This is a genomic window from Candidatus Limimorpha avicola (assembly GCF_056978975.1).
In genome coordinates this window covers 85,847-100,309 of sequence record NZ_DBMCYK010000005.1, presented here as the reverse complement: position 1 = coordinate 100,309, position 14,463 = coordinate 85,847, and the positions used below count along the sequence as shown (strand labels likewise).

Genomic DNA, 14,463 nt, shown 5'->3' with positions numbered 1-14,463 from the left:
AAAAAATGTATATATTTGCAGTCGAAATATGAATCTCAATTACACACTTTTTGAAACACTACCTAAAATCCATGTCGTGTATCGAAAATGTAATTTACAAGACATGGGTAAATGATGTTATTATGTTGATATTCAGGTGTTTGTTATACTATTTCTGCCACTGTGAAGTTACTGCCGCCAATAAATACAACATCATCGGAATCGGCATTGTTGAAAGCCGTGTTGAAAGCCTGTCTTACTGATTTGTAAACACTGCCTTTTAGTCCGAAGTGTGATGCTTTTCCTGCAAGTATCTCAGCATCTAAGCCTCGTGGAATATCGGCTTTGCAGAAATAATATTCCGCATAACGGGGCAGGAGATTCAGTATTCCGTCTATATCCTTGTCGTTGACAACGCCGAGAACAAAATGCAGCTTCTTGAATTTCATGTCACTGAGTTGCATTACTATTTCTTTTATGCCGCTTGTATTGTGTCCGGTGTCGGCTATTGTAAGCGGTGTTCGGTTCAGAATCTGCCAACGTCCCATCAGAGAGGTGTTCCGTATCACATATTCAATACCGTCGTATATGTTCTTTTTCTCAATGTTGAATTTGTCTTTCAGCAACTCCAACGCACATACGGCAGTAGTGAGATTCTTTTTCTGGTAATATCCTAATAGAGGAAATTTTACTTCTTCAAGATACAACTCATTGTTTTTCCAGATATCGAAAGCCTGGTAATCTATAGAGTCTATATGTATTTTGTCGCAATCTATTATCTGGTCGGCAAAATATATTGGACTGTGACACTCCTGAGCTTTGGCAATGAAGACTTTCTCTGTTTCTTTTTGTGTCTCTCCAATGACGACAGGTATCCCCGTTTTTATGATTCCTGCCTTTTCTACTGCTATTTTTTCAAGAGTATCACCTAAAAACTGTACATGGTCGTATGAAATGTTGGTGATTATACTTAGTTCGGGAATAATGACATTGGTGGAATCCAGACGTCCGCCCATGCCGACCTCTACTATGGCAATGTCAACTTTGTTTTTGCTGAAATAGTCGAATGCCATGCCTACTGTCATCTCGAAGAATGACAGTTCCATATTTTCGAAGTCGTCTTTGTATTTCTCAATAAAAGATATGACATCGTCTTCAGCAATCATTTCTCCGTTGATGCGTATTCTCTCCCTGAAATCTCGAAGATGAGGAGAAGTATAAAGCCCTGTCTTGTAACCGCATTCCTGAAAAACAGAGGCGAGAGTATGTGATACCGTTCCTTTCCCGTTGGTTCCGGCAACATGTATGCTTTTGAAGTTGTTTTGAGGATTGCCGAGTAAATCGAGAAGTCGAATAGTATTGTCAAGATTGGCCTTATATGCAGCAGAGCCTATTCTCTGGTACATGGGCAACTTGTTGAACATCCAATTTACAGTATCATTGTAGTTCATGATGATTATGGTTTATTGTCGTATGATAAAAGTGTAGGTGATTGTTCCTTTTTGTTCGTCAGGGGCGTTAGGGTCTTCTGTGAATACGGCGTTGAGGGCAGCTTTTAGAGCAGTCTCGCGCAAAGTGGCATTGGTGGTAGTTGTACCCTTGCCGATAGAGACATTTTTTACTATGCCTTTTTTATCGACGATAATATCCACCACTACCACGCCTTCTTCTCTGAAGTCAATATGAGGTGTAGGCAAATGTTTTGCGCCTCTGTTGCCTAATGAGAAAGAAGGACCGCCTCCGCTGCCACCCTGTCCCTCGTATTTCTGTATATTTTCCAAGCCTTCCGGTGTGCCCTGGTCTCCTTCGTTGCCGGTGATGCCTTCCGATGATGACGGCTGGTCGGAGGTAGGAGCCTTGAACAGCGCTCTTTGATTGACTTCAGGTGTGGGTTTCTCTACAGGTTTCTCTTGTTCTTCCTGCTCTTCAACAGGCTTTTCCGCAGTTTTTTCAGGTGTCGGCTTTTCTATGGATGGTGTTTCCTCCATGTCCTGTGTCACTGTCTTTTCTTCCACAGGTTGAGGCTGAACTACAGGTTTGGGCTGTGTTACAGTGGGTTTGGGGTCTTGTTTGATGCCCATGCCTTCATTGTACATTCCAAGGTCAACTTCAACTCCTGCCTCACCGGGTAATGGCAAAGGTGTGGTGAAAGCACAAAGCAACAACACTATCACCGCTGCTACATGAACTAACACCGTTACTGTTAAGGCTATATATTTGCTCTTGTTATCGTCCATATTTATTTCGCTGTCGTTGCCAAAAGCACCTTGTGATTGAGATTGCTCTCATTGTTGATGTCATTGACAGCATCAATGACGTTGACTATATATTGTACCGGGACGCTCTTGTCGGAACGCACTACAACAGTGCCGTCCGATACTCCACCTAATGCCGCTACTATTTCACTTTTGAGGTTTATCTCGTTGACAGGACGTTCTCCTACATAATAATTCATCTTCTCGTTGATATATACCGTCACTGTCTGTTTTGCCATGGTGCGGCTCTTGCTCGATGGCAATAATAACTTGATGGCATTGGGCGCCACTAAGGTAGATGTCAACATAAAGAATATCAATAAAAGAAATACCAAGTCGGACATTGACGACGAGTTGAACTCTACCTTTCTTTGAATTCTTCTTTTTAAAGCCATAATCAGTTAGCAGGTTCGTTTAATACATCCATAAATTCTATGCTCTTTGATTCGAGAAGACTTACTACATTGTCTATCTTGGAAACAAGGAGATTGTAAAATATAAAAGCTATGATACCGACTATCAAACCTCCTACCGTCGTTACCATTGCCTGGTAAATTCCTGTTGACAAAAGTTCTATGTCGATGTTGTTGCCAGCCATGGACATGTCATAAAATGCCCTTATCATGCCTATCACAGTGCCAAGAAATCCCAACATGGGACCGGCTCCGGATATCATGGCTAACAAGGCAACTCCTTTTTCAAGTTTGCTTACTTCTAAGTTGCCTACATTTTCTATGGCAGTTTGTATGTCGTTAAGCGGTTTCCCAATACGTGACAATCCTTTCTCTATCATACGCGAAATGGGGGTGTTGTCGCGTTGACATTCTTTTTTGGCTTCGCTAAGCTGTCCTTGTATCATGTATTCTCTTATGTTGTTCATGAAAGCGTCATTGCTTTTCAATGCTTTATTGATGGTGATAAACCTCTCAATAAAAATATATATGGTTATGACGGAAAAAATGCCCAATACAACCATAATCCAGCCTCCCTGAACTGCTAAATCCCATAATGATAATCTGATCTCTGTAGGTTCACTTACTGCTTCTGCAGCAGTCATTTGAAGAAGAATGCTTAATATTTTCATATATGTTTTGAATTAATTATGCAAAGATAGTGTTTTGTTTTAATAACAAAAATACTATTGAAAAATTATTTCGGAAACCAAATTTTTCCACTCGAACTGTCGCTTTTTGCTCCTGTCACAGAACTCAATATGTTGATTTTGCTTTCTTTTCTTAATAAACCGAGAAAAGCAAATACCAATGCTTCTTTGTAATCGATGATGTTTTCAGCAGGAATGATGACTTCATGCCCGGTGTTCTTTTTGATTCGTTCAACGAGAAATGTGTTTTTTGCACCTCCTCCGCTGATAAGCATCTTGCCTTTGTCACAGCCTTTTGCGGCTTCTCCCGTCTGTATGGCAATATGCTCCACAAATGTCGCAAGTTTGTCTTCCGTACTGATATTATAATCGTTAAATATTGGCAAGGTTACCGATTCGAAAAACTCTCTTCCCAATGATTTGGGATTTTTATTTTTATAATAATCGTTATCGTTCAATGAGTTTAACAGTTCGATATTGATATTGCCTTTTCTTGCCATAAATCCGCATTCATCGTAATTCAATCCTTTTTGTCGAGACAGATAGTTAAGAGCCTGGTTTGCAATACAGATGTCGTATGCTATTCTTATGCCTTCGTTATTGTCATACGATATGTTTGCTATGCCTCCAATGTTGAGACAAAGTGCATATTCTGAAAACAACAATTTGTCACCCATGGGAACTAAAGGTGCGCCTTGTCCGCCTTTCTCAACGTCTTCACTTCTAAAGTCGTTGATGGTGATACAGTTGCATATATCTGCAATAGCCTGACCGCTGCCTATTTGTAAAGTGTATCCTAAATCAGGACGATGAAATATTGTGTGTCCGTGCGATGCTATGATGTCCGGTCTTAAATTGTTACGTTCAATGAAGTGTTTCGTCTCTTCGCCAAGCATGATGCCATATTCTAAATCTGTTTTGGCAAGTCGTTCTTTTCCATAATAAAATCCTTGTGACAAAGTCTCTTTCCATTGTTCATCATAACTGATGTTGTCAAAAGCCTTAATCTCGAAATGCCATCTGTCGTCATGGTAAAAGTCAACATCAACCATGTCGATGCCGTCAAGAGAACTTCCTGACATCAAACCTATAACATTGGTAATCATTATATTAAAGTTGATTCAATACTTTCTCCAATTGTATTCCTCTCGAGCCTTTTATCAATATGTCGAAATCTTTAATCTTGTTGTTTTCAAGATAATGGCAAAGGTCTTCCACGTTGGCAAAGGTTTCGTATTTTGCAGAAGCTGTTCTTTTAAAGGCATTGCCGACAAAAATCACTCTTTTAAAGTGTAGTTCTTCGGTTAGAAATATTATTTTGTTGTGTTCATTGTCAGTCTCTTTACCAAGTTCCAACATGTCTCCGAGAATCAGACAGTTGTTTTTTCCACAGATGTTTCTGAAGTTACGTATGGATTTTTCCATACTCGACGGATTGGCATTGTATGCATCCATGATGATGTTGTTATGTTCTGTCTTGATGATTTGCGACCTGTTGTTGGTAGGAATATATGATTCTATTGCATGAATTATGTCGTTCTCTTCCACATTGAAATATTTTCCTGTTGCAACAGCAGCCATGACATTTTCAAAGTTGTATTCTCCAACTAAGTTGGTTTGTATTGAGTGGTTGTTCCAATTAATGGAGAGACAAGGTGATGCTGTCGATATTTTGGCATGAATATCAGCTTTGTCGTCACTGCCGTAAGTTATTTGTGATATGCCTTGTGCCAAATCGACGAGAATATCGTTGTCTTTGTTGAGGAAAACAAAACCTTTGTTGTCTCTTAGATATCGGTATAACTCGTTTTTGGTGTTTATTACTCCCTGAAATGAGCCGAATCCCTCAAGATGAGCTTTACCTATGTTGGTTATGATTCCATAGTCGGGATGTGCTATCTCACAAAGCCTTTCAATTTCCAAAGGATGATTGGCGCCCATTTCAACGACAGCAATTTCGGTGTAAGGACGAATGTTGAGCAGTGTCAGAGGCACCCCGAGATGATTGTTGAAGTTGCCTTGTGTTGAAGTTACTTTATATTTCATGGATAGTACGGCAGTGATGAGTTCTTTTGTCGTTGTCTTGCCGTTGGTACCGGTTATGGATAAAACTTTAGTTCCAAGAACTTTTCTGTGATGTTCTGCAAGTTGTTGAAGAGTTTTCAGGCTGTCCTCAGTATGGAATATGCGTTCATGTTCCGGAAGTTTCTTACTGTCTGCAATGACACAACCGGCGATACCCTCGTCAGCCACGCTGAGTGCGAAATCATTACCGTCGAAATGTTCTCCTTTCAGAGCGACGAAGATACAGTCTTTGGTTATTTTGCGGCTATCGGTGGTGACGGTGTTGCTTTTGCGATATATTTCATATAGCTTCTCAAAGTCTTTCATATCGATATAAATTAAAAAAGCCGCCAATAAATGACGGCTTTATGTCAGTTTGATATTCTTATTTTGCAATGGAACTGCCTATCATGTTCATTGCACATCTGAACCCCAATGTCGATGAGCTCTTGTCTTCATCCATAAAGCGTCTCACCGAAGGACTTAGGAAATAAGGACCGTCAGCCCAAGAACCTCCTTTGTAAACGCGTGACTTATCTGATATTAACGTCGTTGAACCATAATCATACATCTGTTGTGTATATTCGTCTTGTGGATTTTCGGCGTTGGTCCAGTCGTTCTGAATCGTCGATTTATAGTCACCGTCATTATAGTTGAGGTTATAACTGTCGCGGTAGTTGTCTCTGTTGCCTATTTCTTCAGCGGTGAGAGGAACGTTGACAAAACGACCGAGTGAGTCTATGTCTTTTTTGGTAAACAGGTTGCCACGATAAGGATTGTGGTCTGCAAAGTCTTCAAAAGAAAGCGGACGGTAAACGTCTAACACCCATTCCGATACGTTGCCAGCCATGTTATACAAGCCATAGTCATTTGGCCAATATGATGTCACAGGGGCAGGGAATGCCGCACCGTCGTTAAGGCTTCCGGCAACACCCATATAGTCGCCGTCACCTCTCTTGAAATTGGCTATGAAACTGCCGTAATAATCTTTGGAATCGGTACGGAGCCCATCGGTATTCCAAGGATAGACACGACGTTCTACAATACGTTCCTGTTGTGTGTTGCCTATAAGACCGAGAGCTGCATACTCCCATTCTGCTTCGGTGGGAAGTCTATACTTAGGCAACATGAAGCCGTCTTCCATCTTGACATTTCTGAGACCTGTCTCACTATTGGGGTCGAGGTCTTCAAAACCGTTGGCTATGACACCTGTATATTGTCCTGCAAGATAAGCGTCAGTGCTGAAGTTGGAATCTTTGTTTTGATTGGGGTCGAAGTCCAATATCCCGGCTTCTATGAGAAGGTTCTCATTGACACGGTCGGAACGCCATAAGGCATAATCATTGGCTTGCAACCAGGTGACACCAACAACGGGATAATCGCGGTATGCAGGATGACGGAAATAAATCTCAACCATAGGCTCATTGTATGACAAGGAATTGCGCCATACAAGAGTGTCCGGCAATGCATTTTGCACCATCGCAGGATAATCGCTGCCGTAAATACGGTTTAACCAGTAAATGTATTCGAGATAGTCAAGATTGCTGACTTCTGTCTGATCCATGAAAAATGAAGAAACAGTGACTTGCCTTGGGGAATTGTTCCATTCATAATAAACATTTTCCACTGTGGCACCCATGGTGAAAGTTCCACCTTCTATGGCAATTAAACCGGGACCTGTAATTTGTTCCGGCGAGTCTGTTACATAAAATCCTCCATAGTTGGGATCATTGTAATTCCAACCTGTAGTGCGTGACTTTTGATTTGACGACTTGCATGAAAACAATAAGGCACTGCCACATAATAAAATCGCTAAAATAGTCTTGACTCTGATTTTTTTACGCATTATCTTAAAATGTTTAATTCATTTACTTAACTAAAAATCCTTTTTGATATTGTGTTTAAAAGGATATTTTTTAGTGTCAAAAAACTCTATCCATAATTCGGATGCAATGTTACAACCTTTTTTTGAATTATGGTAATGTTTTTTCAAAAATTTTTTAAATATACACTGTTACAATAAAAATGGTTATATTTGCGTTTTTATTTTCAAAAGAAGAATACATATATGGTTCGATTAAATATACTTTTAAAAACTTTATTTCACTGTTTGTTGCTTTTTCTGCTTTTGTTTCATAATATGGCATTTTCTCAAAATGATGAAACAATAAGTGATGCTATCAGCCATTTAATTCTTGAGGATACTCTTTTTGTAACTCAACAGGAACAACAATTGGTTATTAATAAGGTGGTAAAAGATGCCAATGATGCCAAATATTCAGATAATTCGGTTCTTTCTTCAGGGAAGTGGTATAAAATTGCTTTGGATAAAACCGGTATCTATAAAATTACATATTCCGACTTGGTGTCATGGGGTATCCCCGTTGCTTCTATAAATGCCCGGAATATCAGGATTTATCATAATGGCGGAAGTTTGGTACCTGTCATTAATTCGGAACCTCGTTACGATGACCTTGTCGAGATTCCTGTTTTTGTATCTTCCGGTAATGAGAAGTTTGGAGAGAATGACTATATTCTGTTCTATGCTCGAGGTCCTGTGGTTTGGCAATACGATTCTTCAAACGCTTTTTATGAACATGTCAAGAATCCGTATTCGGAGAACTCTTTTGCTTTCCTTAATTTTGATCTCGGCGAAGGAAAACGTCTGCAATATGCTGAAGAACCGACAGGCTCAACAATACAAAATACTGTTTTTCTTGATGGTAAAGTGGTGGAAGAAGACTTGTATAACCTCAATAATATGGGTAAGACATGGTATTTCGACTTGTTTGATATAGTGCTGTCTCGCAATTATGACTTTTCTTTTCCTGATATCAATACTTCAAAACCATCTAAACTTAGGATGGAAGTGGCTTCACGCAACTTTTCAACTGCTTACTTCTCTTTGAAATATAAAGGAGAACTTATTGATAGACTGAGTTTTAATTCTATCAGTAACAGTAATTATGACTATGCATTGCACAAATCTACAAATGTAATATCTTTTAATGCGGTCAGCTCCGATATTTCTTTGGAATTGACATATTCTCGCACTATGTCGTCATCTACAGGCTGGCTTGATTATATTGAGGTTAATTCATGGCGCAATTTGGTTTTCAGCGGCTCGATGATGTCATTTCGTAACCCGGAATGTAATGACGCATCTTCTGTGTATGAATATGTTATGTCTAATGTTTCCGGTAATGTCCAAGTGTGGGATGTCACTAATCCTGTCGAACCTGTCAGACTGAATGCAGACATACAATCTTCTACTCTTAAGTTTAAAGTCAATGGCGATATTGATAATGAATTTATTGCTTTTAACGGACAGTCGTTTTACGCTCCTAAGTATGTAGGAGAGATTCAAAATCAAAACTTGCATGCCAAAAGAGATATTGATTATCTTATTATTGTTCACCCTGATTTTTATCAACAGGCTCAACGTCTTAAAGAATTGCATGCCCTTATCGACGACCTCGTTATTGATATTGTCACTCCTGATGTTATTTACAATGAGTTTTCATGTGGCGCTCTCGATATCGCGGCTATTCGCGATTATATTAAAATGCTGCATGACAGGAGTTCTGCCGGACATAAATTGAAATATGTCTTGCTTTTCGGTGATGCTTCTTACGATTATCGCAACAAAAGCGGTAAGGTTTGTTTCGTTCCTACATACGAGTCTGTTGCTTCTTGTAATATGGCTTCTTCTAAAGTTACAGACGACTTTTTCGTCTGTATCGATGATAATGAAGGCAATATGGAAGACACATCATCAATTTGTGATATAGCCATAGGTCGTATCCCCGTATCTACTTCCGAACAAGCTGAGAAAATGGTAAATAAAATAGAGTCATATATCTCTAAAGGAACGGAAAATATGAGAAACTGGCGCAATATGATGACTCTGATTTGTGATGATGAAGAGAACAGCAATTCATTTTTGACATTGTCGGAAAGAATACAAGATACCGTAAAGGCTTTGGGTGCGGAGATGGTTTTTGACAAGATTTATTTGCCGGCTTATACACAAGTCGCTACTTCCAATGGACAACGTTCTCCTGAGACTAATGAGGCTATCACTAATCGTTTTGAAAGAGGCTCTTTGATAATAAATTATATAGGTCATGGAGGAGAGGTGGGATGGGCTGACGAGAGAATTTTGACTCTCGAAGATATTAATGGATTGCAAAATTATGACATGTTGCCGCTTGTCGTCACTGCTACCTGTGAGTTTTCGCGTTTCGACGACCATACACGTACCTCTGCCGGTGAATACCTGTATCTTAATGAACACGGTGGCGCTATTAGTATGGTGACAACAGCCAGATTGGCGCAGTCTTCTCCAAGCCAGTTGCTCCTCTATAGATTTTATAGAAAACTGTTCGATAGAGAACCGGACGGACAAATGCCACGACTCGGAGATGCTTACCTCGCGGCCAAACAGAATAGTAGTAGCAATACTAAACTTTATGTCTTTTTCGGTGATCCGGCCTTGCACCTCGCTTATCCTGAAAATAATATTGAATTGCTCTCTGTCAACGATATTTCTGTTGAAGATGGAATAGATACTCTGAAAGCTTTGAAACAGGTCAGTATGAAAGGTGCAGTAAAAGATTATTCAGGCAATGTCATGGACGATTTCAATGGTATTGTTTATGTTAGTGTCTATGATAAGGAAAATGAAGTGCAAACTCAAGGGTCAGACAGCCCCCAGACAAGTTTTAAAATAAATAACAGTCTTATTTTCAATGGCAAAACAGAAGTGGTAAATGGTCTGTTTACTGTAAATTTTACTGTTCCCAAAGATATAAATTACAGTTATGGAAAGGGTTTGATAAGTTTTTATGCTACTGACTACTATGAAGATGCAATAGGTATCTCTTCTAATATCATTGTTGGTGGTTATGATAATACTGCAATACCTGATGAGTCCGGTCCTGAAACTCGTATCTTTATTGACGATACTCTCTTTGTAAATGGTATGAAAACTAATGAAAATCCGGTGTTTTATGCTTATATTAAAGACACTAACGGAATAAATACTACAGGCGCCGGCATTGGCCATGATATTACAGTACAACTTACGGGTGCAACTAATAAAACTTATAACCTTAACCAGTATTATGAATATCCTTTGAATACTGATTCTTATGGTAATGTGATTTATAAATTTTATAATCTTAATGAAGGAGTGCATTATTTGAAATTCAGAGTGTGGGACATATACAATAACTCTACAACAAAAGAATTGACATTCAATGTGGTAAAGAGTTCCAATATATCATTGGATAATTTGATGAATTATCCTAATCCTATGAAAACAAGTACTTCTTTTGTTTTTGAACATAACCAGAAAGATAACGAGATAGGAATAGTAATAAGGATTTATAATATAAAAGGACAGTTGGTACGTACCATAAAAGAATCACGTTATGGTTCTACCTTGAGAATAGAACCGATTTATTGGGATGGCTGCTCTGATAATGGAGCGATGTTGCCTTCTGGTATTTATATCTATAATGTTACCGTAACAAATGAACGGCAGGAAACCATGATAGGTTATTCTAAACTTATAATATCGAGATAATGTATTCGTATATATTGATGAAGTTATTTGGAAAATCATATCTGAAATATGACGGCGTATGTCTAATATGCTTGATCGTTATGGCTGTACTGTGTGTTTCCCCTGTGAAAGTTCTTGAAGCTCAATCTTTTAAAAATGAATCTGTGCTGAACAGTGGCTCATGGTATAAGTTGGGCGTGACAAAAGATGGTATTTATCGTATCACTTATGAAGACTTGCTGGATATGGGAATTCAACCTAATACATTGAATCCTAAAAAAATATCCATTTACGGCAATTATCCGGGTATGCTGCCTGAAAATAATTCTGAAGGTTGTTATGACGACTTGTCTGAAATAAGTATTATAGTTAATGGTGAAGATGATGGCTCATTTGATGAAAATGACTGCATATTGTTCTATGGCCAAAACCAAGTGGAGTGGAAATTTGATTACAGCCGTGGAGGTTATTGTCACCAAATTAATTTTTATTCTGATACTACATATTATTTTTTGAATGTCGAGTCTTTGGAAGATGGAAAAAGAATGCCTGTTATATCTCAGGAACAAATACCTGCCGGTAATGTAGTCAATGAGTTTTTAGATTTACGCTATCATGAAAATGAATTGGATAATTATTATAAACAAGGTAGAAGATGGTTTGGAGAATCGGTGTCGGGTGTTGATGGAAAAACCAAGACTTTTGATTTTGTGTTTCGTGATGTTATTGCAGATAGTACTAACTTTGCGAGATTTAATCTCGTTGGCAGTTCTTTAAATGAACGTTTTTATGCAAGAATAAAAATTAATGATAAGGTTGTTTTCGATAGTCTTAGAATAAATCAGAGAGTTGACCATGTTTTTGGTTATGAGGTTGATGTATTTGGAGATTTTACCCTTGATAGTGATACTCTAAGTGTGACATTGGATGTTTTGTCGCAAAGCGATGCCTCTACTGTATATGTGGATTTTTTTACTTTTAATGTATGGAGGAGTCTTCGTTATCATGGCGAACCTGTATTGTTTCCTGTTTATGCAGGACAATTCGCCGATGCTGTCACTTCTGTTTTTGTTGATGATGCTTATGGCGATTTGACTCTTTTTGATGTGTCAAATTCTATGAATCCCAACGTCATGGAATTTTCAATGCTTCCCGGAGGCTTGGAGTTGCGGATGAGTTCTGTTATCGACCGTCGCTTTCTCCTCGTCGATAGTAAGGATTATCTTAATGTCGAATCTGTTATGAAGATTGATAATCAGAATCTTCATTCTATAGATTATGCAGAGATGGTCATTGTGGCGCCAACTGTTTTTATGTCGCAGGCAAGAGAGATAGCAGCAATTCATGAACAATACGACGGTCTCAATTCTGTTGTGGTGGATATCGAAAAAGTATATAATGAATTTTCTACAGGAACTCCGGATGTTTCCGGCTTGCGTAACTTCTTGAAGATGATATATAAAAGAACGGATGCCTTTAAATATCTTCTTCTTTTTGGTCGTGGAAATAGCGATTATAAAAATATCCTCGGTTATGGTGTGAATTTCATTCCGCCATACGAGGCATGGGATACATATAATGAGGTGATATCTTATGTTACTGATGATTATTTTGGAATGTTTGGGGAGAATGAAGGATTGGACTGTGACGGCGACGTGGAGATAGGTATTGGCAGAATACCTGCAGTCGATGTTGAAGATGCCGATGCTGCCGTGAGAAAAATAAAACGTTATATAGAAACTTCAGGTTATGGCAATGAGATGTGGCGAACTTCCATGATGTTTGTCGCAGACGACGGGGCGAGGGATTATGCCCGTACCTGCGACTATATGGAACGTAATATAGATACTTTGTGCCCTGCCATGAATATTGACAAACTTTATGAGGATTCTTATGTGCGTCAAAAAACATCTTCCGGATATATATATCCTGAGGCTACTGCCGACTTGTTGGAAAGTATCGAGAATGGTAAACTTATAATCTCTTATGTGGGGCATGGCGGCGTTAAGGGATTGACAGCCGAACAACTGTTGCTCGATAGCGATATAGTGAAACTGTCCAATTTCGATAAACTTACTTTTATGCACACCGGTACCTGTGAGTTTAGCAAATTCGATGATCCTACATTTATCTCGGCAGGCGAAAAAATGTTTTCTAACCCTAATGGCGGAGCTATAGCTATGTTGACAACAACACGTCCTACCCAAAGTTCCGATAACGGCATCTTGTCTAGAAACTTCTTTACGGTCTTGTTTAAACAAAATGCTATCAGAGATAAGTGCTTCGGTGATTTTGTCCGCGAGACAAAAAAAATATGTAACAGCAGACCTGGTTATCTATGCTATGTGTTGTTGGGCGACCCGGCATTGAAATTTGCTTATCCTTCTCATGATATTGAGATTACTTCGTTTAATGATGCTCCCGTTAACGAGTTGAACGTGGTGAAAGCAATGGAAAATGTTAATATTAAAGGTGTAGTTAATGATTATGACATTCATGATGTGTCGTTTAATGGGTATGTCTATGTCAAGATGTTTGACAATAAATCTAATTATTCAACATTGAATAATGAAGGCTCAGGTTCACATGACTATTCATGTTATAAAGATGTGTTGTTTGAAGGAAAAGCAACAATAATAGATGGGTCTTTCGATATCTCTTTTAACATACCGAGAAGTGTTAATTTTCAAGGTAATAATGCGAGGATAAGCTTTTATGCTGTTGATACCGTGCGGGATGTAATGGCAAATGGTTGTTTTGCAGATTTGTTTGTTGACGGTGTTGCCGACGTAAATATCGATGACTCAGGTCCTGAGATAGAATGTGAGTGGACTGACATGCCTGACTCAGGTGGTACACTGTCGGTCGCTTTTTATGACCCGCAGGGTGTCATGCATTATGATTCTTCTATAGGTAGAGATGTGATTCTTATTCATGAAAGTCCTTCTGAAGTGGTTTATGAAAACCTGAATTCAAATTTTGAGCCGGCTGCTGATGATTTTACAAGAGGTTCTGTAAATAAAACTTTTACTTGCCTTGAAAACGGACTGCATCGTTTTACTGTAAAAGCATGGGATACACATGACAATGTATCTGAAAAGACTATTGAAGTGGTTGTTGATGCAGCCGTCATAAAACCGCGTCTGGCTCGTGTTATCAATACTCCAAATCCTTTTAATGGTGATACTTATTTTGAATTCGATTATAATAAGACAGATGTGTCTTTTGATGTTACTATTGAGATTTTTGATGTTATAGGACGCAAGGTCGCAAAATTAGAATACCCCAACTTGCCTTCAGGCACCAATTCATTGTATTGGGACGGCAATGTTGAGGGAGGTGCTCAGTTGAATACAGGAGTATATGTTTACAGATTTATTTTGAAAGATGTTGAAAACAATGTCTGGATAACAAATCAGCGTATGATGGTGGTGAAATAGATTTTATTTAATATTTTTTATAATAATTGAATAAAAAGTACGTTATTTGCAGAG

Annotated in this window: 9 protein-coding genes; 2 read left to right on the top strand and 7 right to left on the bottom strand. The window is 38.7% G+C overall.

All coding sequences use genetic code 11. The features are described 5' to 3' along the window. Window positions 1-143 precede the first annotated feature (143 nt). From ACZOVS_RS03965 to ACZOVS_RS03935, 7 genes are all read right to left on the bottom strand, one after another. Window positions 144-1,430: a bifunctional folylpolyglutamate synthase/dihydrofolate synthase gene (locus tag ACZOVS_RS03965; RefSeq protein WP_483995930.1), complete on the bottom strand. Its 1,287-nt coding sequence runs from the start codon at window positions 1,428-1,430 to the stop codon at window positions 144-146. A gap of 12 nt (window positions 1,431-1,442) precedes the next feature. Beyond that, window positions 1,443-2,216, bottom strand: a complete 774-nt coding sequence (locus ACZOVS_RS03960) for a TonB family protein (RefSeq protein WP_483995929.1) — start codon at window positions 2,214-2,216, stop codon at window positions 1,443-1,445. 2 nt (window positions 2,217-2,218) lie between these two features. Next, the gene (locus ACZOVS_RS03955; protein WP_483995928.1) at window positions 2,219-2,629 is read right to left on the bottom strand and encodes an ExbD/TolR family protein; all 411 of its coding nucleotides are present in this window, start codon (window positions 2,627-2,629) and stop codon (window positions 2,219-2,221) included. Window positions 2,630-2,631: 2 nt separating this feature from the next. After that, window positions 2,632-3,318 carry a MotA/TolQ/ExbB proton channel family protein gene (locus ACZOVS_RS03950; protein WP_483995927.1) on the bottom strand — a complete coding sequence of 229 codons (687 nt, stop codon included), beginning with the start codon at window positions 3,316-3,318 and terminating at the stop codon, window positions 2,632-2,634. 65 nt (window positions 3,319-3,383) lie between these two features. Beyond that, window positions 3,384-4,442 (bottom strand): anhydro-N-acetylmuramic acid kinase, encoded by a 1,059-nt coding sequence (locus tag ACZOVS_RS03945; RefSeq protein WP_483995926.1) that lies wholly within the window; start codon window positions 4,440-4,442, stop codon window positions 3,384-3,386. A 4-nt stretch (window positions 4,443-4,446) separates the two neighbouring features. Next, a complete protein-coding gene (locus ACZOVS_RS03940; RefSeq protein WP_483995925.1) occupies window positions 4,447-5,727 on the bottom strand; it encodes a UDP-N-acetylmuramoyl-tripeptide--D-alanyl-D-alanine ligase in 1,281 nt (426 codons plus the stop codon). A gap of 58 nt (window positions 5,728-5,785) precedes the next feature. After that, window positions 5,786-7,246: an SUMF1/EgtB/PvdO family nonheme iron enzyme gene (locus ACZOVS_RS03935; RefSeq protein WP_483995924.1), complete on the bottom strand. Its 1,461-nt coding sequence runs from the start codon at window positions 7,244-7,246 to the stop codon at window positions 5,786-5,788. Between the two features lie 294 nt (window positions 7,247-7,540). Between ACZOVS_RS03935 and porU (ACZOVS_RS03930) the strand changes: the two genes are divergently transcribed. Then, window positions 7,541-10,990 carry a type IX secretion system sortase PorU gene (porU, locus tag ACZOVS_RS03930; protein WP_483995923.1) on the top strand — a complete coding sequence of 1,150 codons (3,450 nt, stop codon included), beginning with the start codon at window positions 7,541-7,543 and terminating at the stop codon, window positions 10,988-10,990. Window positions 10,991-11,007: 17 nt separating this feature from the next. Then, the gene (porU, locus tag ACZOVS_RS03925) at window positions 11,008-14,409 is read left to right on the top strand and encodes a type IX secretion system sortase PorU (RefSeq protein WP_483995922.1); all 3,402 of its coding nucleotides are present in this window, start codon (window positions 11,008-11,010) and stop codon (window positions 14,407-14,409) included. The last annotated feature ends 54 nt before the right edge of the window (window positions 14,410-14,463 follow it).

Coding starts and splice junctions, on each gene's coding strand:
- ACZOVS_RS03965 (WP_483995930.1), bottom strand. CDS start 1,430: ATGAACTACAATGATACTGTAAATTGGATGTTCAACAAGTTGCCCATG.
- ACZOVS_RS03960 (WP_483995929.1), bottom strand. CDS start 2,216: ATGGACGATAACAAGAGCAAATATATAGCCTTAACAGTAACGGTGTTA.
- ACZOVS_RS03955 (WP_483995928.1), bottom strand. CDS start 2,629: ATGGCTTTAAAAAGAAGAATTCAAAGAAAGGTAGAGTTCAACTCGTCG.
- ACZOVS_RS03950 (WP_483995927.1), bottom strand. CDS start 3,318: ATGAAAATATTAAGCATTCTTCTTCAAATGACTGCTGCAGAAGCAGTA.
- ACZOVS_RS03945 (WP_483995926.1), bottom strand. CDS start 4,442: ATGATTACCAATGTTATAGGTTTGATGTCAGGAAGTTCTCTTGACGGC.
- ACZOVS_RS03940 (WP_483995925.1), bottom strand. CDS start 5,727: ATGAAAGACTTTGAGAAGCTATATGAAATATATCGCAAAAGCAACACC.
- ACZOVS_RS03935 (WP_483995924.1), bottom strand. CDS start 7,246: ATGCGTAAAAAAATCAGAGTCAAGACTATTTTAGCGATTTTATTATGT.
- porU (WP_483995923.1), top strand. CDS start 7,541: ATGGCATTTTCTCAAAATGATGAAACAATAAGTGATGCTATCAGCCAT.
- porU (WP_483995922.1), top strand. CDS start 11,008: ATGAAGTTATTTGGAAAATCATATCTGAAATATGACGGCGTATGTCTA.